Origin of the sequence: Streptantibioticus parmotrematis, assembly GCF_019890615.1 — a bacterium.
GTDB classification, from domain to species: domain Bacteria; phylum Actinomycetota; class Actinomycetes; order Streptomycetales; family Streptomycetaceae; genus Streptantibioticus_D; species Streptantibioticus_D parmotrematis.
Genome location: NZ_JAINVZ010000012.1, coordinates 1 through 25,621, shown reverse-complemented (window position 1 = coordinate 25,621; position 25,621 = coordinate 1). Strand labels below are relative to the sequence as shown.

The window sequence follows — 25,621 nt, the reverse complement described above, 5'->3', positions numbered from 1 at the left end:
AGTTAGGGAAGGCTAACCTATGTAATGGAGGGCGGGAACCGCGGGGCCGCAGCCGTCACGCCGCCGGGCCCGTGCAGGCGGGCCGCACGGTCACGCCGCCGGGGACTCCTCCGCGCCGCCGAAGCGCTCGCGGTAGGACTCCAGGTCCTCCTCCGTGATCTTGGCGAAGAGCACCGGCGGCACCGTGAACGCCGTGCCCGCCGGGACCGCGTCCAGCGCGCGGGCCTGATCGGCGGTCACCCAGCTCGCCGTGTCGCCGTCCAGCGCGAACGCCGAGCGCATCGCCTTCGCCGAGGCGGGGATGAAGGGCTCGGAGAGGATCGCGTACAGGTGGATGAGGTTCATCGCGGTGCGCAGCGTCAGCGCCGCCGCGTCCTGGTCGGTCTTGATCTCCAGCCAGGGCGCCTTCTCCTCCAGATAGGCGTTGCCCGCGCTCCACAGCGCGCGCAGCGCCTGCGCGGCCTTGCGGAACTGGAGGGAGTCCATGTGCTCCTCGTACTCCCCGAGCAGCCGCGCGACCTCGTCGCCGAGCTTGCGCTCGGCGTCGCCCGCCGCGTGGCCGGCCGGGACCTCGTCGCCGAAGCGCTTGCGGGAGAACGACAGCACCCGGTTGACGAAGTTGCCGAGGGTGTCGGCGAGGTCCTTGTTGACCGAGGAGGAGAACAACTCCCAGGTGAAGCTGGTGTCGTCGGATTCCGGCGCGTTGGCGATCAGGAAGTAGCGCCAGTAGTCGGCGGGCAGCAGCTCCAGCGCGGCGTCGGTGAAGATGCCGCGCCGCTGCGAGGTGGAGAACTTGCCGCCGTAGTAGTTCAGCCAGTTGAAGGCCTTGACGTAGTCGACCTTCTTCCACGGCGCCCGGGTGCCCAGCTGCGTCGCGGGGAACATCACGGTGTGGAACGGGACGTTGTCCTTGGCCATGAACTCCGTGTAGCGCACGGACTCGTCCGCCTCGTACCACCACGACCGCCAGTCGCGGGAGGCCGGTTCGAGGTCGGACCACTCCTTGGTGGCGCCGATGTACTCGATGGGCGCGTCGAACCAGACGTAGAACACCTTGCCCTCGGCGGCCAGTTCGGGCCACTCGTCGGCCGGGACCGGCACGCCCCACTCCAGGTCACGGGTGATGGCGCGGTCCTGGAGGCCCTCGGTCAGCCACTTGTGGGCGATGGACGAGGCGAGCGTCGGCCAGTCCTTGCTGCCGTTGCCCGCCAGCCACGCCTCGACCTCGGGCTGGAGCTTGGACTGGAGCAGGAACAGGTGCTTGGTCTCGCGCACTTCGAGGCGGCTGCTGCCGCTGACCGCGGAACGCGGCTCGATCAGGTCGGTCGGGTCCAGCACCCGCGTGCAGTTCTCGCACTGGTCGCCGCGGGCCTTGTCGTAACCGCAGTGCGGGCAGGTGCCGACGATGTAGCGGTCCGGCAGGAAGCGCTCGTCGTCCAGGGAGTAGACCTGGCGGATCGCGCGCTCCTCGATGAACCCGTTGCGGTTCAGCTCGCGGGCGAACTCCTGGGTGATCTCACGGTTCTGCCGCGAGGAACTGCGGCCGAAGTAGTCGAAGGAGAGCTGGAAACCCTCGTAGATCGCTTTCTGCGCCTCGTGCTGCTGGGCGCAGAACTCGGCGACCGGCAGGCCCGCGTCCTTGGCGGCCAGCTCCGCCGGGGTGCCGTGCTCGTCGGTGGCGCAGATGTAGAGGACCTCTTCGCCGCGCTGCCGCAGGTAGCGTGCGTAGACGTCGGCGGGGAGCATGGACCCGACCATGTTGCCCAGGTGCTTGATGCCATTGATGTACGGCAGGGCGCTGGTGATCAGCTGTCGGGCCATTGCCTGGTGCTCCCAAGTCGCTACTGAGCGTGAGGATTTCGTCTACGGAATGTAGACATGGTATCGGACCAAGGAGTACCGCCCGCCGGGTATTTCAGGGGTGGAACGGGCTCTCAGCCCAGCAGAGGTTCCAGCACGACGGCGATGCCGTCCTCCTCGTGCGACGCGGTCACCTCGTCGGCGACCGCCTTGAGCGCCTCGTGCGCGTTGGCCATGGCCACGCCGTGCGCCGCCCAGCCGAACATCGGGATGTCGTTGGGCATGTCCCCGAACGCGATGGTCCCCGCCGCCGTGACGCCCAGCCTGCGGGCGGCCAGCGACAGGCCGGTCGCCTTCGTCAGGCCCAGCGGCAGCAGTTCGACCAGGCCCGCACCCGCCATGACCACGCCGACCAGACCGCCGACGGTCGCGCCGGCCGCCTCCGCGAGGGCGTCGTCGTCCATGCCGGGGCACTGGATGAAGACCTTGCTGATCGGCTCGGCCAGCAGCTGAGCGGTGTCGCTCACCTCGACGACCGGCAGCTCGGGGGTGAACCGGTAGCCCGGGCCGACCAGGAACGCCCCGTCGAGCCCGTCGCGTACCGCGGCGACCGCCAGCGGCCCGGTCGCCGCCTCGATCTTGGCCAGCGCCACCGCGGCGGTGCGCCGGTCCAGCGTCACCGAGGTCAGCAGCGTGCGGGTGCCCGCGTCGTAGACCTGGGCCCCTTGCGCGCACACCGCGAGCCCCCGGTAGCCGAGCGCCTCGAAGACGTGCGCGGTACGGGAGACCGGGCGGCCGGTGACGATGATGTGCGCTGCGCCCGCCGCGGTGACCGCGGCGAGCGCCCGGCGCGAGCGCTCCGAGACCGTGTGGTCGGCCCGCAGCAGCGTGCCGTCCAGATCGGTGGCGACCAGCCGGTACGGGAAGGAGCGCGCGTCAGCCGTCACTTGGCGACCGGCTCCAGGACGTCACGGCCGCCCAGGTAGGGCCGCAGCACCTCGGGCACGAGCACCGAGCCGTCGGCCTGCTGGTGGTTCTCCAGCACCGCGACGATCGTGCGGGCCAGCGCGCACAGGGTGCCGTTGAGGGTGGCGAGCGGGCGGGTGACCTGCTTGCCGTCGCGGTCCTCGCGCACCCGCACCGACAGGCGGCGGGCCTGGAACTCGTTGCAGTTCGAGGCCGAGGTCAGCTCGCGGTACTTGCCCTGCGTCGGGATCCACGCCTCGCAGTCGAACTTGCGCGAGGCCGAGGCGCCCAGGTCGCCGGTGGCCACGTCGATCACCTGGAACGGCAGCCCGAGCGCGGAAAGCCACTGCTTCTCCCAGGCCAGCAGCCGCTGGTGCTCCGCCTCCGCCTCCTCGGGCAGGACGTAGGAGAACATCTCCACCTTCTCGAACTGGTGGACCCGGAAGATGCCACGGGTGTCCTTGCCGTACGTGCCGGCCTCGCGGCGGAAGCAGGAGGAGAACCCGGCGTAGCGCAACGGGAGTTGACGCGCGTCGAGGATCTCGTCCATGTGGTACGCGGCGAGCGGGACCTCGGAGGTGCCGACCAGGTACAGGTCGTCCTTCTCCAGGTGGTAGACGTTCTCCGCGGCCTGGCCGAGGAAGCCGGTGCCCTCCATCGCGCGCGGCTTGACCAGCGCGGGGGTGAGCACCGGGGTGAAGCCCGCCTCGGTGGCCTGCGCGATCGCCGCGTTGACCAGGGCCAGCTCCAGCAGGGCGCCGACGCCGGTCAGGTAGTAGAAGCGCGAGCCGGAGACCTTCGCGCCGCGCTCCATGTCGATCGCGCCGAGCCCCTGGCCGATCTCCAGGTGGTCCTTGGGCTCGAAGCCCTCGGCGGCGAAGTCGCGCGGGGTGCCGACCGTCTCCAGGACGGTGAAGTCCTCCTCGCCGCCGACGGGGACGTCGGGGTGGACGACGTTGCCGAGCGCGAGCAGCAGGCGCTGGGCCTCGGCGGCCGCCTCGTCCTGCTCGGCGTCGGCGGCCTTGACCTCGGCGGACAGCTCGGAAGCGCGCTTGAGGAGCTCGGCCTTCTCGTCGCCGGTGGCCTTGGGGATGCGCTTGCCGAGGGTCTTCTGCTCGGCGCGCAACTGGTCGAAGCGGGTGCCGGAGGACCTGCGCCGCTCGTCGGCGGAGAGCAGGGCGTCGACGAGGCCGACGTCCTCTCCACGGGCGCGCTGGGAGGCGCGCACACGGTCGGGGTCCTCACGGAGCAGGCGAAGGTCAATCACGGTGACAGGCTACCGGGCGAGGGATGAGGCACGCGACAAGTTACGTCTCGTATGGGACGTTTTGCCGGTTTTGACAATCGGTTCGGGAAAAAGCCGGATCGGCGGGAATGGGCGATGGTCAACCGAATTCCGACCATCCCCCTATGGTGTCATCTCCCGTACGGGAAGCGGGAGTTGAGGCGGCGAGACGGCGGAGTTATCCACAGGGGCTGGGGATTGTGCATTCGTTGTCCACAGGGTGTGTGTACGGACTGTGGATGTCGGAATCGATCATTCCGCGAAAGAGGAAGTGCGGGGCCAATGATTCCCGGCTTCCCCACGCTTGACACTCACTTTCGGGTGAGATGTGTTCCCTCGGTGGAGTGGAGCGGGGGAATTGGGGTGACAGGTGAGGCCTTGCGGAGATGTGGGCTGACGTGCGGGGGTTGGGGCGATTTGTCGACTGGGCGACTCCGGAACGGCGTGACGCCATGTCGACTTGTCCCCAGGATGGACACGGCCTGTGGATAACTTGGTGGACAACGGGGGCCGACGCACGGGGTTGACGAGGAGGTTTGAACGCGGGGCGTTGAACGCGGTCGGGGGCGACGTCCTGGAGACCGCCGTGGCGACGGCCCGGACACCGCAGTGGGCGACGTCTCGGGCGACGCCCCCCGGTCAGATACGGCCGTCCAGCGCGCGGCCCAGCCAGTCCGCGGCCTCGGTGAACTCCGCGTCCGTCGTGCCCGGCCGCACCTGCGGGCGGATCTCGTCGGCCCGCGGATAGGAGCCGAGGAACCGCACCTTCGGGCAGATCCGCTTCAGCCCCATCAGCGCCTCGCCGACCCTGCGGTCGGTGATGTGGCCCTCCGCGTCGACGGAGAAGCAGTAGCGGCCCAGGCCGCCGCCGGTCGGGCGGGACTCGATGCGCATCAGGTTCACCCCGCGCACCGCGAACTCCTGGAGCAGTTCCAGCAGCGCTCCGGGGTGGTCGTCGCCCAGCCACACGACCGCCGAGGTCTTGTCGGCCCCGGTCGGCGCGGCAGGGCGCCCGGGCGGGCCGACCAGCACGAAGCGGGTCTGGGCGTTCGCGGTGTCGTGGATCTCGGAGACCAGCGGTTCGAGCCCGTAGCGGGAGGCGGCGAACTCGCCCGCGAAGGCCCCGTCGTAGCGGCCCTCCTGCACCTGCCGGGCGCCGTCCGCGTTGGACGCGGAGGACTCCCACACCGCGTCCGGGAGGTGGGCGGCGAGCCAGTTGCGCACCTGGGGCTGGGCCACGGGGTGCCCGGTGACCGTCTTGACGTCGGCCAGCGCGGTCCCGGGCCGGACCAGCAGCGCGAAGGCGATCGGCAGCAGCACCTCGCGGTAGATCATCAGGGGCGCGCCGGTGGCCAGCTCGTCCAGGGTCGCGTTGACCCCGCCCTCGACGGAGTTCTCGATGGCGGCGAACGCGCCGGCGGCCTCGCCGCCCCGCACGGCGTCGAAGGCGGCGGGGACGGAGACCATCGGGACCAGTTCCCGCGTCCCGGACTCGGGCAGCGTCCGCAGGGCGGCCTCCGTGAAGGTCCCCTCGGGGCCGAGGTACGTGTAGCGGGAGGCGGACGAGGGCGTCATACCGCCACCTTACGCATGACCGGACGGACCGCGCGGGGTGGTTGGAGCGCACGGGGGATTCTCGCGACCCCGGCCACCCCGGCCACCCCGGCCACCCCGGCCACCCCGACTGCCCCGGCCTCCCGCGCGGCCCTGCGCCCGTACCGCCCGCGCCGCCCTCACGACTCCAGCAGCCGCTGCCCCACGTACTCGCCGGAGGCCGGGCCCCCCGGGACCGCGAACAGGGCGCTGGACTCGTGGCGGATGAAGCGGGACAGGCCGTCGCCGCCGTCCAGTTTCGACTGCACCTTGATGAAGCCGTTCGACGGATCCGCCTGCCAGGCGATGAACAGCAGCCCCGCGTTCGGCGTCCCGTCCGCGTCGTAGCCGTCGTGGTACGAGAAGCCGCGCCGCAGCATCGCCGCGCCGCCGTTGGACTGCGCCGCCGCCACCCGGATGTGCGCGTCCCCGGGGACGGCCAGCGAACCGTCCGGGTCGATCTTGTCCAGGTCGACCGGCGTGGTCTCGGTCCCGCCGGACAGCGGCGCGCCCGACGCCTTGTGCCGCCCGATGACCTCTTCCTGCCGCTGGGTGGGCAGCTGGTCCCAGGAGTCCAGCAGCATCCGGATCCGGCGCACCACCGCGTAGGAACCGCCGTCCATCCACGCGTCGGCGCCCGCGCCCCCGGACGCGAAGACCTGGGCGGCGAAGGCTTTGTCGGTGGGCTTGGGGTTGTTGGTGCCGTCGATCTGCCCCATCAGGTTGCGCACCGTCCTCGGCTTCGCCGTCGCGCCCGGGGTGCGGTTGAAGCCGTTCATCTGCCAGCGCAGCTTCGCCGCCGGGGCGGCCTCGCGTTGCAGGACGCGCAGCGCGTGGAAGGCGACCAGTCCGTCGTCGGCGCCGATCTGGATCCACAGGTCGCCGTCGCTGTTCGCCCGGTCGATGGCGTCCTGGGTGAACGAAGGCATGGTCACCAGCGCCGACGGCACCCGGTCGGCCAGTCCCGCCTTGCCGAAGAAGGACCGCCCGAATCCGAAGGTCACCGTCAGCGAGCAGGGCCCGGCGTCCAGCGCGACCTGGTCGTCGTCGTCCGGCGTGCGGCCCGCCGTCATCGCCTCCGCCGCCCGCGACCAGCGCCGCATCAGCGCGACCGCCTCCTTGCGGCCCGCCCCGGCGACCAGGTCGAACGCGGCGAGATGGCCGAACGCCTGCGCCGGGTCGACGATCCCGGCCTGGTGGGCGCCGTGGAACGGGATCGCGTTCGCGCCGACCGAGGTCAGCGCCGCGCCGTCGTCGGCCCGCGCCACGTAACCGCCGAAGGCGCCGCCCGCGCCGCCGACCACCAGACCGGCCGCCCCCGTCGCACCGGCCGTGCCCAGCAGCCGCCTGCGCGAGATGCCCGACCGGTCCCGGTCCGACCGGTCCCGGCCCTCCCGGTCCGCGCGGGACTGGTCCGCGCCGGGCCGGTTCCCCTCGGTCCCGTTGCCCTCGGGCCGGTTCCCGTCGGTCCGGGGTGCCTGCCGCTGCTTCTTCTCGCTCTTCATCAGTCGATCGCCACATTCTTCGTCACGGTGACCTCGTCGATCGCCGAGGTGCGTACGGTCACGGCGAGCTGCCATGCGCCGGGCATCGGCAGCTGGAGTCCCACCGCGGTCCACGCGCCGGTGCCGGTCTGCCGGAGCTTGACGGGCAGCGGCCCGATGCCGCGCGAGGTCAGGGTGAGATTGAGGTCCACCTCGGGCACGTTCTCCGGATTGCCGACCGGGTCGGTGACGGTGAGGTGGAGTTGGTTGCTGCCGGTGCGGGCCGGTTCGATGTGGACGCCCACGTCGCCCTTGCCCTTCACCCCGCCGGTGTCGAAGGGGAGCTGGGCGAAGACCTGGCCGCCGTTGGACGGCACGGCCTGTCCCGCGCCGCCGGTCGCCGCGGCCTGCTCCTCGACCGCCCGGCCGGGCTGGCTGCCGCTCAGCACGGTGCTGACGGCCAGCACGACCACGGCGACGGACGCCTCCAGCAGGACGGAACGGCGCAGGCCGGTGCGGGCCGGATCGGCGTCGCGCCGCTTGCGGGCCGCGGCCCCGGCGACGGCGGCGTTCTGCCGCGCGAGTTGGGCGGCCCGTACGGGGTCGTCGGCGGGGGACGCGGGGCCGCCGGTGCCTGCGAGCGCCTTCGCGGCCTTCGGCTTCGCGGGCTTCGCGGACGACTTCGCGACCACGGACTTCGTGGCTGCCGACTTCGTGGCTGCCGATGTGGCGGACGCCGACGCCTGCGAAGCCTCCGCCCGTCCCGCCAGCCGTCCGGTCCACCGCCGGGAGAAGCCCGCCGCCGCGACCATGACCGCGACCAGCGACACCTTGACGATCAGCCAGTGCCCGTACGACGTGCCGAACAGCGCGTGCCAGGAACCGACCTGCCGCCAGGACTGGTAGACGCCCGTCGCGACCAGCACGCACACGCACCCGAAGGCGATCCGCGAGAAGCGCCGCACCGCGGCCCGGTCGATCACGAGGCCACCGGCGCCCGCGCGGTACAGCGCCACGCTCAACGTGACGAGTCCGCCCAGCCAGAAGGCCATCGCGATCAGATGGGCGACGTCCAGCGGCATGGCCAGCGCGGGCTGTATGCCCACCGAGGCGTGCTCGACCGCCGACCAGGTCGCCGCGATCCCGATCGCGACCACCGCGCCGCCCGCGCCGAGCCCGAAGGCCAGGTCACGCCGTTCCTCCGGGTCCTCGCGGCGCGCGTACGGCCCGAAGAGCACCGCCAGGAACACCGCCGCCGCGGCCAGCAGCAGCAGCCTGGCGACGAGCGCGGCGCCCTCCTTGGTCTCCACCGACGAGCGCAGCGCGCCCAGGTCGAAGATCCCGCCGATGCCGCCGCCGTTGACGTAAGGAGCGCGCAGCAGCAGCAACGCGATCGTGGCCAGCGCGAGCGCCGCCCAGCCGCCGACCGTGAGCCGTTGCATGACCCGCAGCCCGGCGCCGCGCGGCCAGCACAGCGTCAGGAACGCGCAGGCACCGACCAGCAGCGCGAAGCCCGCGTACGCCACGTAGCGCGCGATCCCGTAGAGCGCGCCGGCCGGACCGCCGCCCGCCTGCTGCTCCTTGGGGATCGCCGAGGTCTTCGACGGCGCGCCGATGGAGAACGTCCAGGCGCCGCCGACCGGATGGGTGTCGGCCGAGACCGCCTTCCACGCCACGGTGTACGTGCCGTCGCGCAGCCCGGGGCGCAGGGCCACGGTCGCGGTGTCGGGCGCGCTGCCCGCGTGGTGCGCGGTGCCGCGCTGCACCTGCTTGCCGGACGGGTCGTAGACGATCAGCGAGTCGTCGGAGAGCAGGACGCCCTCGGAGAAGCCCAGCGTGATGCTCGCCGGAGCGGTCTTGACCACCGAACCCTCGGCCGGGTCGGACCTCAGCAGCGCGGCGTGCGCGGAGGCGGGCACGGCGGCGCCCAGCACCAGCGCGATCAGCGCGCCCGCCACCAGCAGTAGGCGCCGCGACGACGCCCGTACGAGCGACGCGCGGCGCGACGACGCCCGTACGAGCGAGGGGCGCCGCGGCGGCGCCCCTGCCCGCGTTCGGGGGAACCCGTTGGCGGACATCGGCTCAGCCCTTCGGCTGGTACGTCGCGGGCTCCACGGGAACGCGCACCGACAGCGGGGCGGACTTGGCGAAGTGCAGTTCGAAGGTGACGGACTGCCCCGCGGTCGGCTTGCGCTTGAGGCCCATCAGCATCAGGTGGTTGCCGCCGGTGCTGAGGGTGAGCTTGCCGTTCGCCGGTATCGGCAGGGACTTCACGCCCTGCATCTCGCCGTCCGACGTGGTCCGCATCAGCGTGAGGCTGGACGCGGCGTCGCTGGTCACGGAGGTGAGCGCGTCGGCGCGTCCGCCGGTGTTGGTCACCGTGAAGTAGCCGGCCGCCATGTCGGCCATCGGTGGCTGGGGCACGTAGGCGCCACTGACGGCGAGCTTGGGCTCGGCGTCGGCGGAGGCGGGCCCGCCGCAGGCGCTCAGCGCGAGTGCGCACAGGGCACTGCCCGCGACGGCGGTGACGAGCGCGGGCCTCGGGCGGAGGCGTCGCGGGAGACGGCCGGGCGTGGACTGCTGCGAAAGCCGCTCGGACTGCTGCTTCACGACGGGACACCCCCCTTCACCAGCGCCTTGAGGCCCTGCTCGTAGTCGCTGACGCTGACCCCGGAGGTGTAGAGGAAGTGCGCCTTGCCGTCCTTGGGGGAAAAGGCGAAGACCTCCGCGCCGTGCGTGACGGCGTAGCTGCCGTCCTTCTGCTTCACCGGCTTCTCGACCGCGACGCCCAGGCTCCGGGCGGCGGCCTGGATGGTGGAGAAGTCGCCGGTCAGCCCGATGAAGCTGGGATCCTGCGCGCCGAGCCACGCCTTGAGGCGCTGCGGGGTGTCGCGGGTCGGGTCGGTGCTCACGAACACCACCCGGACCTCGGCCTGCTCGGCCTGGGGCAGGCTGCGCTTGGCCTCCGCGATGTCGGACATCGTGGTCGGGCAGACGTCGGGGCAGTGGGTGTAGCCGAAGTAGAGCAGCGTCGGCTTGCCCGCGGTCTCCTTGGCGAGGTCGAACGGCTTGCCGTCGGAGTCGGTCAGCGTCAGGTTCGGCTTGGCGAAGGGCTGGTCGAGGCTGACGGCCGCCGAGGTGGCGGACGCCGAGACCTGGGCCACCGGCTGGTCGGCGTCGTTCGACCCGCCGCACGCGGTCAGCGTGAACGCGGCGGCGGCGACCAGCGCCGCCCCGGCGACGAGCCGCGGCGCACGGGCGGTGGAACGGGATCCACGAGTGGTGGAACGGGATCCACGGGCGGTGGAACGGGCCTCGCGGGAGGCGGATCGGGTCCTACGGGAGGCGGAAGAAGAGAGCATCAGGTGTTTCCCCAGGTGGGAGGCTGCGTGAGGCCGGTCCGCGCGAGCGTCGCACGGCGGGTCTCCCCGTACGGAGCGAGGGGCTCGCGCGGACCGGTTCGGCCGACGGAGGGTCGGGCGGCGCTACGGGACCATCGGGTCCGACGACGGCACCGCCCGGTCCGGCGGCGTGGTCAGGCGGTGGTCCCGGCGCCGGAGTCCGGGCCCGCGCCGCCGCGTCGTCGACCGGCGAAGACCCCGTAGCCGACGCCCGCCGCACCGAGCACGATGCCCACGACGGCCAGTGTCCGGGCGGTGTCGTCGCTGCCGCCGGAGCCGGAGCCCTGCTTGGCGGCGGTGGTCTGCGCGGCCGGCGCGGTGGCGGCCGCGTCGGATCCGGCGGCGGTCAGGGTCAGCGTCGGCGCGGGGTGGGCCGGTTCCGCCTGGCCCGCCTGCGGGATGTCGATCCAGCGCACGACCTGGTCGGTGCCGTAGGTCTGCAACGCCTTGAAGGTGAGCTTGCCGGTGTTCGTCGGCAGCGGCCCGAGAGCGACCGGGAACTGCTGGAACTCGCCCGGCTTGATCGCGCCGCCGCTCCAGGTGATCGACGACACCGCCTCGGTGACCTGCCCGTCGTCGGTGGTGATCGGCTTGGCCAGCTTGGTCTTGGTGACCGTCGCCGTCCAGCCCGGCACCGGCTGGACCTCCACCGAGGCCAGCGGCTCGTCCGCGGGGAAGAACACCTGGAGCTTGGTGGTGTCGGCGTTGTCCTCCTCGTTCGGGACCTTGAACGCCACGGTGCTGTAGCTGCCCTTGGGCGCGGTCGTCGGCGAGACGGTCACGTGGGCGAACGCGGGGGCGGCGACCAGCAGGACGGTCGCGCCGGTGGCCGCGGCGACGGCCGAGAGGCGCTTGAACGCGCGGGTGCGCGGAATGCTCATGGGGAACGGACTCCACGGGTCGTGGGTGACGGGTTTCCTGGGTGGCACGAGGCGCGCGGCGAGTGCGGCGGCCGGTCCCCAGGACGTACGTCGTCACTCGCACCGATCGGGTGGAGTACGGGTCCGCGGGCGGCTGCGCTCAGGCCGCGAGGGCCATGGCGGGTGGTCCGCGCCGGATCACCGTGTGCTGGAGCGCCGCGGAACGCGGGCGGCGCGGGGTCTCCCCCGCGGCGCGGACGCGAGCGGCGCGGCGTTCGGCGAACAGGCCCGCCAGCAGCGCGGCCAGCGCGGCCGCGGCGGCGAACGCGTCGCGCAGCCGCGGCAGCACGGCCCGCGCACCGGCGGCACCGGAGGCGGCCAGCCGCACCAGGCGCCACAACGCGGCCTCACCGCGCCGCAGCACCCAGCCGGCTATGACCGCGGCGGCGAGGTGGCCCAGCAGCATCGACGGCGTCCACATCCCGCACGCCGCGTGCGCGCCCGAACCTCCGGGCGCCATGGACATCCACGGCATACCGGGCATGGCCGGGGGTGAGGGGAGCGCCGACGACGGGTCGATCCCGGCCTGCCGCAGCAGCCGCTCCGCGTCATCGGGCGTCAGGCGCAGCCCCTGCGCGTGGCAGACCAGCCGGGCGGCCAGCGCCATCACCCGCTGCGACTGGCCCCCGCCCGTGCCGACCGCGTTCGACGCGCTCGCGGCGCACCATTGGCCGGCGCTGAAGAGCAGGTGCAACGCCAGTTCGCCGACGAGCAGCAGTGCCGCGATCCCGGGCAGCGAGCGTTCCCGCCCGGCCAGCGAGGCGGCCACGGCGAACACCGCGGCCCAGCCGGCCAGCAGGGTCCACAGCGGTATCGGCCCGCCGGAGGCCATCGCGTGCCCGGCCGCGGACAGCGTGACGCAGACCGCGGCGAACACCGCGGCCCTCATCAGTCGCAGATCGGCGGCGGCGCGCGAGGGGGCAGACATGGCGGGCGTCATCATCCCACCCGCCCCCAGGCCCCCTTACGGCAGGGTGCCCGGCTCGCGCGGGTGCGCGTGCGGTGTCCCTTTACTCCCGTACGCCGGGCCCACGCATCCGCCGAATGAGCGGCATCCCGTCAACACCACGCTTACCGGGTGGCCTTCGCGGCAATACGTAACCGTATGTCGAGCTGGGCTCGGGAGGCTGGAGCATGAGCATCTGGTGGTCTCTGCACTTGCGGCGCGAGGCCGCGAGCGTGCCGCTCGCCCGCCGACTGCTGCTGGGCACCATGGAGACCGCGGGCGTCGACCCCGACATCTCCTACGACCTGTGCGTCGCCCTGTCCGAGGCCTGCGCCAACGCCGTCGAGCACGCGGGGACGAGCGGCGGCGACTACCGCGTCACCGCGCACATCGAGGGCGACCGCTGCCGCATCGAGGTGATCGACTCCGGCCCGGGGTTCACCCCCAGCCTGGAGCGGCGTCCGGTGCGGGCGCTGCCCAGCAGGCCCCAGCAGGCCGAGCACGGCCGGGGGATGTTCCTCATCGAGGCGCTCGTGGACCACGTGCAGTTCCAGAACCGCCCGGGCCGCGGCGCGGTCGTGAGCTTCGACAAGGTGCTCAAGTGGCGCGACGGGGCGCTGCTGAAGGCGTCCTGACGCGCGGGGCCGAGGACGTTCCGCCGCCCGGTCGAGGCGTTCTGACGAAGACGTTCCGCCGTCCGGCCGAGGCGCCCTGACGCGCGGCGGACCGGACCGCGCGATGCCCGAAGGCGGCGGCGGTCCGGCCCGTTGCGCGGGGGCCCGGGGATCAGGCGCGCAGGTCGCGCATCCAGGCCTCGACGTCCGCGGAGCGGCGGGGCAGGGCGGCGGACAGATTGCGGTTGCCGTCCTCCGTCACCAGGATGTCGTCCTCGATCCGGACGCCTATGCCGCGGTACTCGGCCGGGACGGTCAGGTCGTCGGCCTGGAAGTACAGCCCCGGCTCGACGGTGAGCACCATGCCCGGCTCCAGGGTGCCGTCCACGTACGACTCGGTGCGCGCCCGGGCGCAGTCGTGGACGTCGAGGCCGAGCATGTGGCCGGTGCCGTGCAGGGTCCAGCGGCGCTGGAGGCCGAGTTCCAGGACACGCTCGACCGGGCCCTCGACGAGGCCCCACTCGACCAGGCGGGTGGCGAGCACGCGCTGCGCGGCGTCGTGGAAGTCGCGGTACTTCGCGCCGGGGCGCACGGCGGCGATGCCGGCCTCCTGCGCCTCGTACACCGCGTCGTAGATCGTGCGCTGGAGGTCGGTGTACGTGCCGGAAATCGGCAGCGTCCGGGTGACGTCGGCGGTGTAGAGGGAGGTGGTCTCCACGCCCGCGTCCAGCAGGAGGAGGTCGCCGGAGCGCACCGGGCCGTCGTTGCGCACCCAGTGCAGCGTGGTGGCGTGCGGGCCGGCGGCGCAGATGCTGCCGTAGCCGACGTCGTTGCCCTCGACGCGGGCGCGCAGGAAGAAGGTGCCCTCGATGTACCGCTCGGAGGTGGCCTCGGCGCGGTCCAGGACCTTCACCACGTCCTCGAAGCCGCGAACGGTGGAGTCCACCGCGTGTCGCAGCTCGCCGAGCTCCCACTCGTCCTTGACCAGGCGCAGTTCGCTCAGGAAGGTCTTGAATTCCTCGTCGCGCTCGGCGGTGACCTTGTCGGTCAGCGCCGCCTCGATGCCCTCGTCCTGGCCGCGTACGACGCGGACGGGACCGGTGGCGGCGGCGAGCCGCTCAGGAAGGGTGCGCACGTCCTCGCAGCGGATGCCGAGCAGCTGCGCGCCCTCGGCCAGGCTGTGGCGGCGGCCGACCCACAGCTCGCCCTGGCCGTCGAGCCAGAACTCGCCGTTCTCCCGGTCGGAACGCGGCAGCAGGTAGGCGGTCGCGTCATGGCCGGTCGTGGTCGGCTCCAGCACCAGCACGGCGTCGTGGGTCTGGTCACCGGTCAGGTGCACGTACTCCGACGAGGCGCGGAAGGGGTACTCGGTGTCGTTGGACCGGGTCCGCAGGTTGCCCGCCGGGATCACCAGCCGCTCGCCCGGGAACCGCGCGGACAGCGCGGCGCGCCGACGCGCGGTGTGCGGCGCCTGGGCGATCGGCTCCAGGTCGCGCTGCTCGGTGTCCGCCCAGCCCGACTTCATCGAAGCCGCCAGCTCGTCGGAGACGGCCGGGTACAGGCCGTTCTTGCGCTGCTTGATGGGCTCGTCGCCCTCCGGGGTCTCCGGAGTCTCCTGGGCTCGGTCCTCAGCCACGTCAATGCCTCCTCGCACTAGACGCCCCCATCGTAAGCGCGTACGAGAAGCCCCTTGCCGGCCCTGTGGATAACTCTCCGGAAACCGCTTCCCACCAGGGACGACAAGGCTCGGGGGCGGCGGCGCCCTGAGTTCTTGTGCGGCCGGGCTCAGTCGAACCGCGCCGCCAGCAGCACCACGTCGTCCTCGCCCGTGGCACCGCCCAGCGGATCGCGGGCATCCGCGTCGTCGCGCGGCGGCAGGCAGGCGCGCAGCACGTGGTCGACGAGGAGTTCGGGGTCCTCCAGCGCGGAGCGCGGGGCGTTGGCCGCGGCGGCGTGCAGCATCGCGAAGGCCCGGTCGACCGGTTCGCCGGTGCGGTGCAGCAGCCCGTCGGTGTAGAGCAGGACGGTTTCGCCACGGGCCGCGGTGAACTCCACGCTGGGCGCCTCCCAGCAGCTGAGCATCCCCAGCGGCGCGGACAGCGTGGTCTCCACGTACTCCGCCCGCCGCTCGCCGACCACCAGCGGGGGGCAGTGCCCGGCTCCGGCCAGCAGCAGCCTGCGGGCGGCCGGTTCGACGTAGGCGAACAGCGCGGTGGCGCTCCGGGCCGGTTCGGTGACGCGCAGGAGCAGTTCGAGGTCGGACAGCACGGCGACCGGGTCCTCGCCCTCCATCACCGCGTACGCCCGCAGTGACGCGCGCAGTCGGCCCATCGCGGCGATCGCGCTCGGCCCGGAGCCGGTCACGCTGCCGACCGACAGCCCGAGCGCCGCCTCGGGCAGCGGCAGCGCGTCGTACCAGTCGCCGCCGCCGTGCGCGGACGTGCGGTGCCGCACCGCCATCCGCACTCCGGGCACCCGGGGCAGCCTGCTGGGCAGCAGTTCCTCGCGCAGGACGGCGACCGTGGACAGCGCCCTGGCCAGGTCGAGCCGGCGGGCGATGTGCTCGGCTGCGTACCGCACGTACAGGCCCACCAGGTGGCGTTGGCGGTCGGTGGGCCGGGCGGGCTCGTCGTAGAGCCAGACGACCGCGCCGAGGCGCGCGGAGGCGGTGGCCAGCCGCAGTCCGTAGCTGGCGGCGAAGCCGAGCTGCGCGGCGACCTCGCGGTGGCGCGCGTCGAGCCCCTGCTCGTCGGCGAGGTCCGGGTGGATCATCTCGTCGGGCGCGTCGTCGGCCGCGCTGTCCAGCAGGTGCCCGTGGACGGCGGAGTCGGGCGGCACGGTCTCGATGGTGCCGAGGTCGGAACGGAGCAGGCCGAATCCGAGCGAGGTGCGCGGGCCGAGCCCGTCGGAGGGGTGGAGCACGACGAGGCCGCGGCGGGCGCCCACCAGGCTCGCGCCGGTGCGCAGCAGTTCGTGCAGTGCGGCGTCGAGGGTGGTGGTCGCGGTGAGCCGCTCGGTCAGTTCGTGCAGGGTGGTGAGGTCGGAGACCCAGGACGCCAGCCGGTCCTGGATCACGGCGAGTTGCTCGAACGGGCGGACGATCTCCGCGAAGTCGTCGAGCGCCCCGGCACTGCCGCCCGGGGCCGGCACGGTGCGGGTGACCAGGACGGTTCCGCTGGCCGTCGCGGCGGAGGGGGGCGGTGCGGGGACGGGGTCGGCCGGGGAACCGGCCTCGTGATCGGGCCGCTGCGCCTTCGCACGCGCGTCAGTGTCTGCGACATCGCTAATGGCCTGGTCGATTCCGGCCACTTTCGGAAGGCGGGCCGCGGTCATGAGCGGGGACTTCCCGGATGAATCCGCACACCACACGGGATGCCCGGATTTCTCCTGTTTTCACGGCATTTCAAGGCGCCGGTCGGGGTCGTCGGCGAACTGCCCTTTTCCGTCAATAGCATCGCAAACCCCCATGTCATGTTGCGCCGCTATCAATACCTCCCTTGTACACGCATGGAAGAGGACATGTCCAGGATTGCGCAGGTAGCCACAGGGGTGTCTCGCACACCACGCGCCTCGGGGGCGATCTGGGCGCCAACAGGCGTACGATGACCGAAAACAGCCTCCTCAGACGTCAATTCGCGGTCGACTGAGGGCATTCGACAGCGCGTCATATCCGCGTCGGCGGGTACGTACGAGGTGGGACAGGCAGCGAGGCCACCCGACCGGTCCGGTCCTTGTTCCGGCACCCCGGTCGGCCGCCCCGGCCGGACCGGCGGGCATTCCGCGCCGGTACGGGCGGGCTTGCGCCGCGGAACCGAAGCGGCGGCCAAGTGGCAGGAACCCGTTGCCCGGCCCGCGCGTCCTACACGAAGACGGCCGGTTCACTGGCGGCGAGGCGGGGCCCGCTACACCTGCGGAACCATGGACGATCCAGCGCCACTGAGAGTCAAGAGCCATGTGAGCGCCACCCCCCGCCACGTTTCACGCCCGGGCCACGGCGTGATGCGCTGCCTTGCACGGCGGTGTGCTGCCCTCATGGGGGAGTCGCGGTACTGGTTGGTCGCGGTACTGGTTAGCGGTAACGGGCAGATCCAAGCGTTCACGGAAAGGAACGAGCGCTGATGCGCGAGATCCTCGGAAGGCGACGCAGGTGGTTCATGGGGTCCAGGCGGCAGAAGGGGTCGCAGCCGCTGGACACGGCGCTGCTGTGCGCCACGCGGTGGCAGTGGCCGGTACTGCCGGGGGTGGGGCTCGACCGGCGCGCGGAGGCCCTCGGCGCACGCGGCGCGGAGCGCGAGCGCACGGCCGCCTATCCGCCCGAGGAGGACGCGACGCCGGACGCGCCGGGCGACGGCCCGCCCGCGCACGTCTGCGCCTGCCCGCACCCTGACTGCGCGGTCCCCGGCGCGCACCCGCACGACCCGGGGCTGCTGGCGGCCACCACGGACGCCCGGATGGTCGAGTGGTGGTGGACCCGCCGGCCCGACGCGCCCGTACTGCTGGCCACCGGTGGGACGGTCTCCGCGGTCAGCCTGCCCGCCACCGCCGGGGTCCGCGCGCTGCGCGCCCTGGAGCGGATGGGGGTGCGGCTCGGCCCGGTCGTCGCCACGCCCACCCGCTGCGCGCTGCTCGTCGCGCCTTATGAGCTGGCGGAGTTGGGCGAGCTGCTCGACCGGCACGAGTGGGTGCCCTCCTCGCTGCGGTACCACGGACGCGGCGGCTACCTGGTGCTGCCGCCGTCGCGGATCGCCTCCGGCGGCGTCGGCTGGGAGCGCGCCCCGCAGCCGGGGCCGGGCGGCTCCGCGCCATGGCTGCCGAGGATCGAGGTCGTCGTCGACAGCCTGGTGGCGGCGGGCACCCGGGAGCCGGACGAGAACCGCCTCGCGTACTGACGATTCACTCGTACGAGTGTGAGAGCCGGTGCGGCGCGGGGCGGCGGCGTGATGATCGGCGGAACGGCGGGGTCGTGCCCGTTATGTTCTGATCACCAAGCTCCCCCTGAGGCCGGGCAGGTGGTCACCGTGGAACAGGCGCCGCATCTGCGCATGACCGCCCTGGCGAGCGTCGTGGCACTGGCCGCGATGCTCCCGCTCGGCGCCGCCGCGCACCACCGCCAGGCCCCGCACGGTCACCGCGCGCCCACCGGGGGCATGACCTGTGCCGATGCTGTGAACTCCGGTTCCGGGACCGGCGCGACCGCTGGTACGGTCCAACGCGCCCGGACATGGAAAGGCCCGGTCGCTGGCGACGGGGGATGCACCAGCGACCGGGCTCCAATCAACGGTAACAAGAGATGGGCCGTTCGCAAATTCGCCGACGACCCCAAAGACCGTATTCGACGGGGAAATTGACGCCCTGTGACGGGAATCACGTCGTGGTGGACGTGATGCGCCCCCGGCGGTCCGGCTCCGGGTCACCGGCTCGGCGTGATCGGCTCAGGGTCACCGGCTCAGCGTGATCGGCTCAAGGTGATCGGCTCAGGCCCAGCGTGATCGGCTCAAGGCGATCAGCTCAAGGTGATCTGCCGGTTCGCCAGGCCGCTGCGGGCCCGCCGCTCCTCGGCGGTCAGCGCGGTGGTCGAGCCCAGCGCCTCACCGAGCCGCTCGTGGAAGGCGGCGGCGGGCTTCTCGATCTCGTCCGCGCGAGTGCTCACCGGCAGGTCCCACACCGGCACCATGAGGCCGTGCGCCCGGAACGAGCCGACCAGGCGGGTGTCGTCGCCCAGCGAGGACGCGCCGGCCACGTGCAGCCGGGCCAGTGCGTCGAGCAGCTGCTCCTCGGGCTGCGGCATGACCCAGCGCAGGTGGTTCTTCTCCGGCGTCGCGCACCAGTACGCGGCGTCAACTCCGGTCAGCCGCACGGTCGGCAGCGCGGCCTCGTTCGCCCGCTCCAGGGAGGCGGCCACCTCGCCGGTCGCGTTCGCCGCCTCCTCGGGACCACCGAGCCAGAACTCGAACCCGGTGTGCACCTGCGGCGTGAACGGCACGGAGGTGTCCAGCAGATCCTGCAACCGGGGCGAGGCGGGGTCGGGCCGACCGGCCTCGACCGGATGGCCGGACTCGGCGGTCAGCGCGCGGCGCAGCGTGCCGCCGAGGTCGCGGCTGAGGTCACCGGAGGCGGTGTCGTTCTGCAGCCCGAGCAGCACCTCGCCGGTGTCGCGGCGCAACGCGGGCCACGCCATCGGCAGCACGGTCGCCAGCGTCACCGACGGCACGCCCTCGGGCAGCGCGTCCTTCAGCGTCAGCTCGACGGTGGCCGCTGGGACCAGTTCGCGCAGCGCCACCCAGTCGCACTCCCCCGGCAGCCCTTCGAAGGGGCGGCGGACCAGCTCGGTGACGGCGTGCGCGGCCTCGCGGCCGTGGCAGGCCTTGTAGCGGCGGCCGGAACCGCAGGGGCAGGGCTCGCGCGCCCCGACGACCGGAATCCGGCCGTCACCGCGCTGGGCTGCCGGACTGCGGTCCTTGGTGTGGGTGCGCTTCTTGGCCATGACTGGGTGTCTCCCGCGTGAGCGTTACGTGTCGGCGTGAGCCTAGTGCTCCGCGGGGCCCGTACGACGCAGACGCGGTCCGGTGGCCGGGAGGCGGGAGCGTGCCGCTCGCGGCCTCCGGGCGTGGCCCGGTCCTGAGTCGGGTCCGGGTCGGCCCAGGTCGTGGCCGGGTCAGCCCAGATCGTCGAGGAATCCGCCGAAGCGCGGCAGCGCGTCGGCGACCGCCGTGCCGAACAGCTCCGCGTCGGCGAATCCGTCCGCCTCCGGCAGCGCCTCCGCCGGGACCGCGCCCAGCAGCGACGACACCCCGCGCGGGGCGACGCCTTCACGCCGCGCGTGACGGCCGCGCACCGGGAGCACCGCCCAGACCGTCACCTCGCCCGGTGCGTCCTTGACGCCCCAGTCGAGTGACAGCGTGCCGACGATGCCGAGACCGCGGCCGCCGCGCGCGGTCAGGGAGGGGGAGGACGGCAGGGGACGGGTCGGACCGCCGCCGTCGGTCACCTCAAGGGTGAGCAGGCCGTCGCCGTCGAACCGCCACGCGGCCCGTATCCCCGGCTCCCGGTCGCCGTCGTCGATCGGTCTGCCGTGCCGGCACGCGTTGCTGAGCAGTTCGGAAATGATCAGAACCGCGTCGTCCACGACCGTGTCCGGCGCGCCACGACGGCACAGCTCCTCGCGCAGTCGTCGTCGCGCGTGCCCCACGCCCGCCGGGCCATGGGGCAGAGCCATGGCCGAGGACGTCGGCACCTCTTCGGCTACCACGAACGCCACCCCCGCTACCTCCTTCACCCCACGCCACGAGTTGGATGCCCCGGGGGACTCGACCGGAAACAGGCCATTCACATTCCGTTGGCGCACTTTCACCGGCCGAACACGACCGAACGCGCCGGAGTGCTCCCGCGGCACGAAGCGGAAGGAAAACGGAGTCGCCCTACGGAGGGAAAACGGACTCGCCCCACGGAAGGAAAAGGGAATCGGCGGGAGGCGGGTGATGAACGACGGGCGGCAGGCGGCAGGCGATGAACGGCGGACAGCGGGTGGCAGGCGATGAACGGCCGGCAGCAGGCACCGGCGGCGGGCAGCGGAGTCAAGCCGTGCGGCGCGGTCAAGCCGTGCGGCCGAGTTGGGTCAGCACCTGCTTCGGGCGGTTGGTGATGATCGCGTCGACGCCGAGCCGTACGCACAACTCCACGTCGCGCGGCTCGTCGACGGTCCACACGTGCACCCGGTGTCCCGCCCTGCGCAGTCGCGCCACGTAACCGGGGTTGGCGCGCAGCACGCGAACGCCGAGGCCCGCGATGCCGACGCCGACCGGAAGCCGTCCGTCCCGGTAACGCGGCAGTACGTAACTCATCAGATAGACGGTCCGCAGTGTGGGCGCCGCCATGCGGACGCGGCGCAGGGAGCGCGGCGAGAAGCTCATCACCCGCACCTCGGGCCGCGTTCCGGAGCGTTCGCCGAACCGTTCGCCGGACCGTTCGCCGCCGCCCGGGCGGTCGAGGCCGAAGCGCCGCAACGTCTCCAGCAGCCGTTCCTCGACCTGCCCCGCCCAGCGCGTCGGGTGCTTGGTCTCGATGGCGAGGTCGACCCGGCGGTCGGCGTCCACGACGAGTTCCAGGAGGCGTTCCAGGGTCAGGACGGAGCTGCGTTCCGCCGGGTCGGCCGTCCAGCGTTCCCAGTCCGGCGTCTCGCCGTCGTCGCCGTCGTCGTCGCCGCCGTCCGTCAGGTCGTCCGTCGTCCCGTCGGAGCCGCCCTTCCAGGAGCCGAAGTCGAGGGCGGCGAGTTCGGACAGTTCCAGCGCGGAGACCGCGCCGCGGCCGTTGGACGTGCGGTTGACGCGGCGGTCGTGGACGCACACCAGGTGGCCGTCCGCGGTGAGCCGTACGTCGCACTCCAGCGCGTCGGCGCCGTCCTCGATCGCCTTGCGGTAGGCGGCCAGGGTGTGTTCCGGCTCCTCCTGGGACGCGCCGCGGTGTGCGACGACCTGGATGGCGGCGGCGGGCAGGGCCTCCCCGGCGGCGTACGCATAGCTCACCGGGCTATGGTGCCACCGCCGGACGGACCCGGGCGCAGCCCGAACACGCGCGACTTGCCCGAGATATCTGGTATGCCCGAACTGCCTGATCTAAAAGAACCGGGCCGAGGGCGCGCGCCCTGCTTACGGTGGTCCGACACCCCGTGGGAAAAGCTGTCCACGGCTACCTTTCCCCCGGGACGGTGTGCCCCGCACGCCGTCCCGTACCGTCCCAACTCACCGACCGATCGCGCATCTTCGAGGAGACACAGCTGTGAGCACCGAGAACGAGGGCGGCCTCCCGGCCTCCGGTCAGGACGGCACGGCCCGTCCCGCGGAGGGCGAGCCGGGCGTCTCGGAGCAGCCTCGCGAGACCGCTCAGATGCCCACTGTCCCCGACGGGCAGCCGACGCCCCCCGCCGCGAACGCGCCCGGGACCGGCACCCCCGGGACCGGCACTCCCGAGGGCGGCCCGTACGCGAACGCCCCGCAGGACCCGGCCGGCGCGCCGACGGCGCAGACGCCGCCCGTGCGGCCGTCCGCCTTCTCCGCGCCCCCGGCCCCCGGCGTCGCCCCCGCGGGGCCGTACGACGGCGGTCCGCAGGGCCCCCAGGCCCCGTACGGCGCCTACGCGCTCAACCCCTCGCCCGAGCCGAAGCCCCGGCGCGGCGCGGCGGGTCTGGTGGCCGCGGTCATCGTGGCCGCGCTGGTCGCGGGCGGCGTCGGCGGCGGCATCGGCTACTGGGCGGCGAACCGCAACGGCGACACGACGGTGTCAGCCGGCGCCAACCCCAAGGACCTCAACCGCGCGCCCACCTCGGTCGCCGGCATAGCGAACCGCGCGCTGCCCAGCGTCGTCACGATCAACGCCAGCGGCAGCCAGGAGAGCGGCACGGGCACCGGGTTCGTCTACGACACCCAGGGCCACATCCTCACCAACAACCACGTGGTCGCCCCGGCGGCGAACGGCGGCAAGCTCACCGTCACGTTCTCCAACGGCAAGACGTACGACGCCGAGGTCGTCGGACGCGCCCAGGGCTACGACGTCGCCGTGGTCAAGCTGAAGAACGCGGGCGGCGTGAAGCTGACGCCGCTGCCGCTCGGCGACTCCGACAAGGTCGCGGTGGGCGACTCCGCGATCGCGATCGGCGCGCCCTTCGGCCTGTCCGGCACGGTCACCACGGGCATCGTCAGCGCCAAGAACCGCCCGGTCGCCTCCAGTGACGGCCAGGGTTCGCCCTCGTCGTACATGAGCGCGCTCCAGACGGACGCGTCGATCAACCCGGGCAACTCCGGCGGTCCGCTGCTGAACGCCAGCGGCGATGTGATCGGCATCAACTCCGCGATCCAGTCGACCAACAGCGGCAGCAGCGACCCGTTCGGCGGCGGCACGACGACCCAGTCCGGCAGCATCGGCCTGGGCTTCGCCATCCCGATCGACGAGGCCCGCTACGTGGCCGACACGCTGATCAAGACCGGCACGCCGGTGTACGCGATCATGGGCATGTCGGTGAACATGAACTACGACGGCCAGGGCGCGCAGATCTCCACCAGCGGTGCGAACGGCGGCTCCGCGATCACCGCGGGCGGTCCGGCGGACAAGGCGGGCCTGAAGCCGGGCGACGTCATCACGAAGTTCGGCGACACACTGATCGACAGCGGCCCGACCCTGATCGGCGCGATCTGGCAGCACCGCCCGGGCGACCAGGTCCAGGTCACGTACGAGCGCGGCGGCAAGACCAGCACGACCACGGTCACCCTCGGCGAGCGCAAAGGCGACAGCGACTGACCCCGCCCGAACCGGCTAGGCTGTCCCCGTTCCGGCACGTCCGGAACGGGGAGGGTTGCCCGAGCGGCCTAAGGGAACAGTCTTGAAAACTGTCGTGGCGGCAACGCCACCGTGGGTTCAAATCCCACACCCTCCGCGCAGGTAGACGTTTTGCCAGGTGGGCGGGGGTCCCGGAGCAATCCGGGACCCCCGCCCACCTGCTCATTGTCTCACCTCGTACCGCCCGTATCCCGCCGTGGATCAGCGTGTGCGGCCAACCTGCGGCCAAGCTTCCGAGCCTGGCCGACCTGCGACTACTCCCCTCCGTTCAACTCGCCCTCGATCAGTTCGTTCGAGCGCTCCTGCCAGCCGCGGAGGATCCTCGCGTAGAACTTGTAGAGCACGGCGAGGCTGTGACCCGCGCGGCGTGCGACCTCCACCGGATCCACCCCCGCTTTGATCCACAGGGAGATGCCGGCCTTCCGCGCGGCGTACGGAACGTCCGCCAGCGGAGTGGCCACCTCCTCCTCCGGCAGCGCGTGCACCCTGGCTTCCTGCCAGACCTCGGTGTACTCGGTCGACCGGACGCGGCCACCTTCAACGGCCGTGAAGAGGCGTCCGTCTGGCGCGGTCCCGTACGTCTTCAAGTGGTCGCGCAGCATGGCCACCAGGACAGGCGGGATCGGAACCGGGCGCGTCGACTTCCGGGCCCGGCGCTTGAGTCCGCGGATCTCGTAGGACGTGCCGTCGTCCGTCCAGGCCGCGCCCACCTCGGGACGGCTCTTGTGAAGGATGAGTTCGCCCCAGCCGGTCTCGGGGAGTTTGCAGTCCCGCTTCACGAGTTGGCAGACCTCGGACGGGCGCATGGCGGCGTAGTACATGCACCCGAAGAACGCGTACAGGTGCTCTCCGCGTGCTCCCTGTTCCCGGACCCCTTCCAGCAGGGCCTTCATCTGCCGTGGATTCGGCACGTAGCGGAAGTCCACTTCGTCATCCGTGGCGGGTGGCTCCCAGTCGATCCGGGCCAACGGATTGGCCTTCAGGAGGTCGCGTTCGACGGCATAGCGGAGGGCGTTGCTGAACACCGTGTGCTTTCGCCTCACGGTGTTCTCTGCGGCCTGGGTGCCGTCGAGCTTGAGTGACAAGGCGGTGAGTGCGCGGCGCAGCGCGTCCGAGTCATTGAGGTCGGCCACCTTGAGGGAGTTCCGGGCGATCCACGCGAGTGCTTCCGCGATTTCCAGTGGCGGCTCCTGGCGGTCCTTTCGCGGTACCGGAACTCCGTCGTCGTCACGGATCGGTTGGCCGTGCTCATCGCGAGCAGCCTGAAAGGCCCAGGACAGGAGAGCCTGGCGAAGGACCATCCGAGGCGGTGGGTTCGCCTTGGCGGGAGCCACGAGGGTCGGCGTGACGGTCGCGAGCGCCTCGGCGATGTTGGCGCGGTGCTTCGCGGCGACCTTCGGCCACTTCATCATGGCGTAAACGCAGGCGTGTTCGTACCAGGTCGGAGAGTTCCGCTCACGCAGCTCCGAGACCGGCAGGCCGGTCTCGGTGTCGAACTGCTCTCCCCTTCGCACCGCTTCCTTGAGTTCGGCGCGGCGGCCGTCAGCAAGGGCGCTCGTGGAAAAAGGCTGTTGGTGACGCTCGCCACCGACGAGCCAGCGGAGTTGGAACGGGGCGGACTTGCTATTGCGCTTCCGGATACCCCAGATACGCACGTCGTAGGTCAGCAACGTGGTTCCTTCGACAAGGACGGGCCCCGCAGGATGGTGCGGGGCCCGTGACGTGTGTGATCAGGCGATGAGTTCTTCGTGGGCGGTAAGCCACCGGTCCAGTTCCGACCGGCGTACGCGGATCTGGCCGTTCGGCAACTTCACGGTCCGCGGCCCCTTGCCGCGAGCGCGCATGCGGTAGAAGGCGGCTCGGGACATGTCGAGTTCGGCGAGGACTTCGGGAAGCTTCAGCATCTTGGGCTGTGCGGTGGGCACGGTGTCTCCTCGGGCGGAGGGGCGTGCCGGAAACCCTGGTTTGGCTGACAGAACTGACACAACCTCGCCGAAGGCGGGTTGACCTGCGGGTTTGGTGGTTTCGGGTGTCGTGACAAAACCTCAAAAAACTCTGACAGAACCTCCAGGCGGAGGTTGTGTCAACCGGTGGTGGTGACCGAGGGCCGGGGTTCTGTCAGAGTTTCCGGAGGTTTTGTCACAGTCGTGATCTTGGGTGTTTGTGCAGGTCAGCGGCCCGGGTGGGGGGTTGTGTCAGTTCTGTCAGCGGGTTGGGGGTTTCAGGCGGCGCGGGTGAGGCGGGGGGGGGGGGGGGGGGGCGGGGGGGGGGGGCGCGCGCCCG

Annotated in this window: 20 protein-coding genes and 1 tRNA gene; 4 read left to right on the top strand and 17 right to left on the bottom strand. The window is 72.2% G+C overall.

All coding sequences use genetic code 11. The features are described from left to right. Positions 1 to 90 precede the first annotated feature (90 nt). The 10 genes from metG to K7472_RS18245 form a co-directional block, all read right to left on the bottom strand. Positions 91 to 1,821 carry a methionine--tRNA ligase gene (gene metG / locus K7472_RS18290; RefSeq protein ID WP_222979391.1) on the bottom strand — a complete coding sequence of 577 codons (1,731 nt, stop codon included), beginning with the start codon at positions 1,819 to 1,821 and terminating at the stop codon, positions 91 to 93. Between the two features lie 113 nt (positions 1,822 to 1,934). After that, the gene (locus K7472_RS18285) at positions 1,935 to 2,747 is read right to left on the bottom strand and encodes an HAD family hydrolase (protein WP_222979389.1); all 813 of its coding nucleotides are present in this window, start codon (positions 2,745 to 2,747) and stop codon (positions 1,935 to 1,937) included. Continuing rightward, positions 2,744 to 4,033, bottom strand: coding sequence for a serine--tRNA ligase (serS, locus tag K7472_RS18280; RefSeq protein ID WP_222979387.1), 1,290 nt, complete (start codon positions 4,031 to 4,033; stop codon positions 2,744 to 2,746). Before serS ends, K7472_RS18285 begins: the two co-directional genes overlap by 4 nt. A gap of 657 nt (positions 4,034 to 4,690) precedes the next feature. After that, positions 4,691 to 5,626, bottom strand: a complete 936-nt coding sequence (gene pheA, locus K7472_RS18275; RefSeq protein ID WP_222979386.1) for a prephenate dehydratase — start codon at positions 5,624 to 5,626, stop codon at positions 4,691 to 4,693. A 158-nt stretch (positions 5,627 to 5,784) separates the two neighbouring features. Next, positions 5,785 to 7,149 (bottom strand): iron uptake transporter deferrochelatase/peroxidase subunit, encoded by a 1,365-nt coding sequence (gene efeB / locus K7472_RS18270; RefSeq protein WP_222979385.1) that lies wholly within the window; start codon positions 7,147 to 7,149, stop codon positions 5,785 to 5,787. Then, positions 7,149 to 9,206: a copper resistance CopC/CopD family protein gene (locus tag K7472_RS18265; RefSeq protein ID WP_222979384.1), complete on the bottom strand. Its 2,058-nt coding sequence runs from the start codon at positions 9,204 to 9,206 to the stop codon at positions 7,149 to 7,151. The genes efeB and K7472_RS18265 overlap by 1 nt, the downstream gene beginning before the upstream one ends. A gap of 4 nt (positions 9,207 to 9,210) precedes the next feature. Continuing rightward, positions 9,211 to 9,738, bottom strand: coding sequence for a copper chaperone PCu(A)C (locus tag K7472_RS18260; RefSeq protein ID WP_222979383.1), 528 nt, complete (start codon positions 9,736 to 9,738; stop codon positions 9,211 to 9,213). Next, on the bottom strand, positions 9,735 to 10,490 hold the full coding sequence (locus tag K7472_RS18255) for an SCO family protein (protein WP_222979382.1): 756 nt from the start codon (positions 10,488 to 10,490) through the stop codon (positions 9,735 to 9,737). Before K7472_RS18255 ends, K7472_RS18260 begins: the two co-directional genes overlap by 4 nt. 173 nt (positions 10,491 to 10,663) lie before the next feature. Further along, positions 10,664 to 11,410: a YcnI family protein gene (locus tag K7472_RS18250; protein WP_222979381.1), complete on the bottom strand. Its 747-nt coding sequence runs from the start codon at positions 11,408 to 11,410 to the stop codon at positions 10,664 to 10,666. 139 nt (positions 11,411 to 11,549) lie between these two features. Then, a complete protein-coding gene (locus K7472_RS18245) occupies positions 11,550 to 12,377 on the bottom strand; it encodes a hypothetical protein (RefSeq protein ID WP_252395840.1) in 828 nt (275 codons plus the stop codon). Positions 12,378 to 12,583: 206 nt separating this feature from the next. On the opposite strand from K7472_RS18245, the gene K7472_RS18240 reads away from it, so the two are divergent. Then, positions 12,584 to 13,030 (top strand): ATP-binding protein, encoded by a 447-nt coding sequence (locus tag K7472_RS18240; protein WP_222979377.1) that lies wholly within the window; start codon positions 12,584 to 12,586, stop codon positions 13,028 to 13,030. 151 nt (positions 13,031 to 13,181) lie between these two features. Here the strand turns inward: K7472_RS18240 and K7472_RS18235 are convergent, their stop codons facing one another. Then, positions 13,182 to 14,645, bottom strand: a complete 1,464-nt coding sequence (locus K7472_RS18235) for an aminopeptidase P family protein (protein ID WP_222979375.1) — start codon at positions 14,643 to 14,645, stop codon at positions 13,182 to 13,184. Positions 14,646 to 14,794: 149 nt separating this feature from the next. Next, positions 14,795 to 16,342, bottom strand: coding sequence for a PP2C family protein-serine/threonine phosphatase (locus K7472_RS18230; protein WP_222979374.1), 1,548 nt, complete (start codon positions 16,340 to 16,342; stop codon positions 14,795 to 14,797). A gap of 785 nt (positions 16,343 to 17,127) precedes the next feature. Between K7472_RS18230 and K7472_RS18225 the strand changes: the two genes are divergently transcribed. Further along, complete coding sequence (locus tag K7472_RS18225; protein ID WP_222979372.1) at positions 17,128 to 17,898, top strand: bifunctional DNA primase/polymerase; 771 nt, start codon at positions 17,128 to 17,130, stop codon at positions 17,896 to 17,898. A 614-nt stretch (positions 17,899 to 18,512) separates the two neighbouring features. Here the strand turns inward: K7472_RS18225 and K7472_RS18220 are convergent. From K7472_RS18220 to K7472_RS18210, 3 genes are all read right to left on the bottom strand, one after another. Further along, on the bottom strand, positions 18,513 to 19,493 hold the full coding sequence (locus tag K7472_RS18220; protein WP_222979370.1) for a DUF5926 family protein: 981 nt from the start codon (positions 19,491 to 19,493) through the stop codon (positions 18,513 to 18,515). 171 nt (positions 19,494 to 19,664) lie between these two features. Continuing rightward, a complete protein-coding gene (locus tag K7472_RS18215; protein WP_222979367.1) occupies positions 19,665 to 20,354 on the bottom strand; it encodes an ATP-binding protein in 690 nt (229 codons plus the stop codon). A gap of 247 nt (positions 20,355 to 20,601) precedes the next feature. Beyond that, positions 20,602 to 21,531 (bottom strand): glycerophosphodiester phosphodiesterase, encoded by a 930-nt coding sequence (locus K7472_RS18210; protein WP_222979365.1) that lies wholly within the window; start codon positions 21,529 to 21,531, stop codon positions 20,602 to 20,604. Between the two features lie 253 nt (positions 21,532 to 21,784). Here K7472_RS18210 and K7472_RS18205 point away from each other — a divergent pair, with 253 nt between their 5' ends. Together K7472_RS18205 and K7472_RS18200 are read left to right on the top strand one after the other, a co-directional pair. Next, positions 21,785 to 23,299 (top strand): S1C family serine protease, encoded by a 1,515-nt coding sequence (locus tag K7472_RS18205; RefSeq protein WP_308013970.1) that lies wholly within the window; start codon positions 21,785 to 21,787, stop codon positions 23,297 to 23,299. A gap of 49 nt (positions 23,300 to 23,348) precedes the next feature. Further along, positions 23,349 to 23,435, top strand: a tRNA-Ser gene (locus K7472_RS18200). 157 nt (positions 23,436 to 23,592) lie between these two features. Here K7472_RS18200 and K7472_RS18195 read toward each other — a convergent pair. Further along, the gene (locus K7472_RS18195; RefSeq protein WP_222979363.1) at positions 23,593 to 25,008 is read right to left on the bottom strand and encodes a tyrosine-type recombinase/integrase; all 1,416 of its coding nucleotides are present in this window, start codon (positions 25,006 to 25,008) and stop codon (positions 23,593 to 23,595) included. 60 nt (positions 25,009 to 25,068) lie between these two features. Beyond that, positions 25,069 to 25,242, bottom strand: a complete 174-nt coding sequence (locus K7472_RS18190; RefSeq protein ID WP_222979671.1) for a helix-turn-helix transcriptional regulator — start codon at positions 25,240 to 25,242, stop codon at positions 25,069 to 25,071. Positions 25,243 to 25,621: the final 379 nt, after the last annotated feature.

Coding starts and splice junctions, on each gene's coding strand:
- K7472_RS18190 (WP_222979671.1), bottom strand. CDS start 25,242: ATGCTGAAGCTTCCCGAAGTCCTCGCCGAACTCGACATGTCCCGAGCC.
- K7472_RS18255 (WP_222979382.1), bottom strand. CDS start 10,490: ATGCTCTCTTCTTCCGCCTCCCGTAGGACCCGATCCGCCTCCCGCGAG.
- pheA (WP_222979386.1), bottom strand. CDS start 5,626: ATGACGCCCTCGTCCGCCTCCCGCTACACGTACCTCGGCCCCGAGGGG.
- K7472_RS18240 (WP_222979377.1), top strand. CDS start 12,584: ATGAGCATCTGGTGGTCTCTGCACTTGCGGCGCGAGGCCGCGAGCGTG.
- K7472_RS18245 (WP_252395840.1), bottom strand. CDS start 12,377: ATGTCTGCCCCCTCGCGCGCCGCCGCCGATCTGCGACTGATGAGGGCC.
- K7472_RS18250 (WP_222979381.1), bottom strand. CDS start 11,410: ATGAGCATTCCGCGCACCCGCGCGTTCAAGCGCCTCTCGGCCGTCGCC.
- K7472_RS18265 (WP_222979384.1), bottom strand. CDS start 9,206: ATGTCCGCCAACGGGTTCCCCCGAACGCGGGCAGGGGCGCCGCCGCGG.
- K7472_RS18220 (WP_222979370.1), bottom strand. CDS start 19,493: ATGGCCAAGAAGCGCACCCACACCAAGGACCGCAGTCCGGCAGCCCAG.
- efeB (WP_222979385.1), bottom strand. CDS start 7,149: ATGAAGAGCGAGAAGAAGCAGCGGCAGGCACCCCGGACCGACGGGAAC.
- metG (WP_222979391.1), bottom strand. CDS start 1,821: ATGGCCCGACAGCTGATCACCAGCGCCCTGCCGTACATCAATGGCATC.
- K7472_RS18230 (WP_222979374.1), bottom strand. CDS start 16,342: ATGACCGCGGCCCGCCTTCCGAAAGTGGCCGGAATCGACCAGGCCATT.
- K7472_RS18225 (WP_222979372.1), top strand. CDS start 17,128: ATGCGCGAGATCCTCGGAAGGCGACGCAGGTGGTTCATGGGGTCCAGG.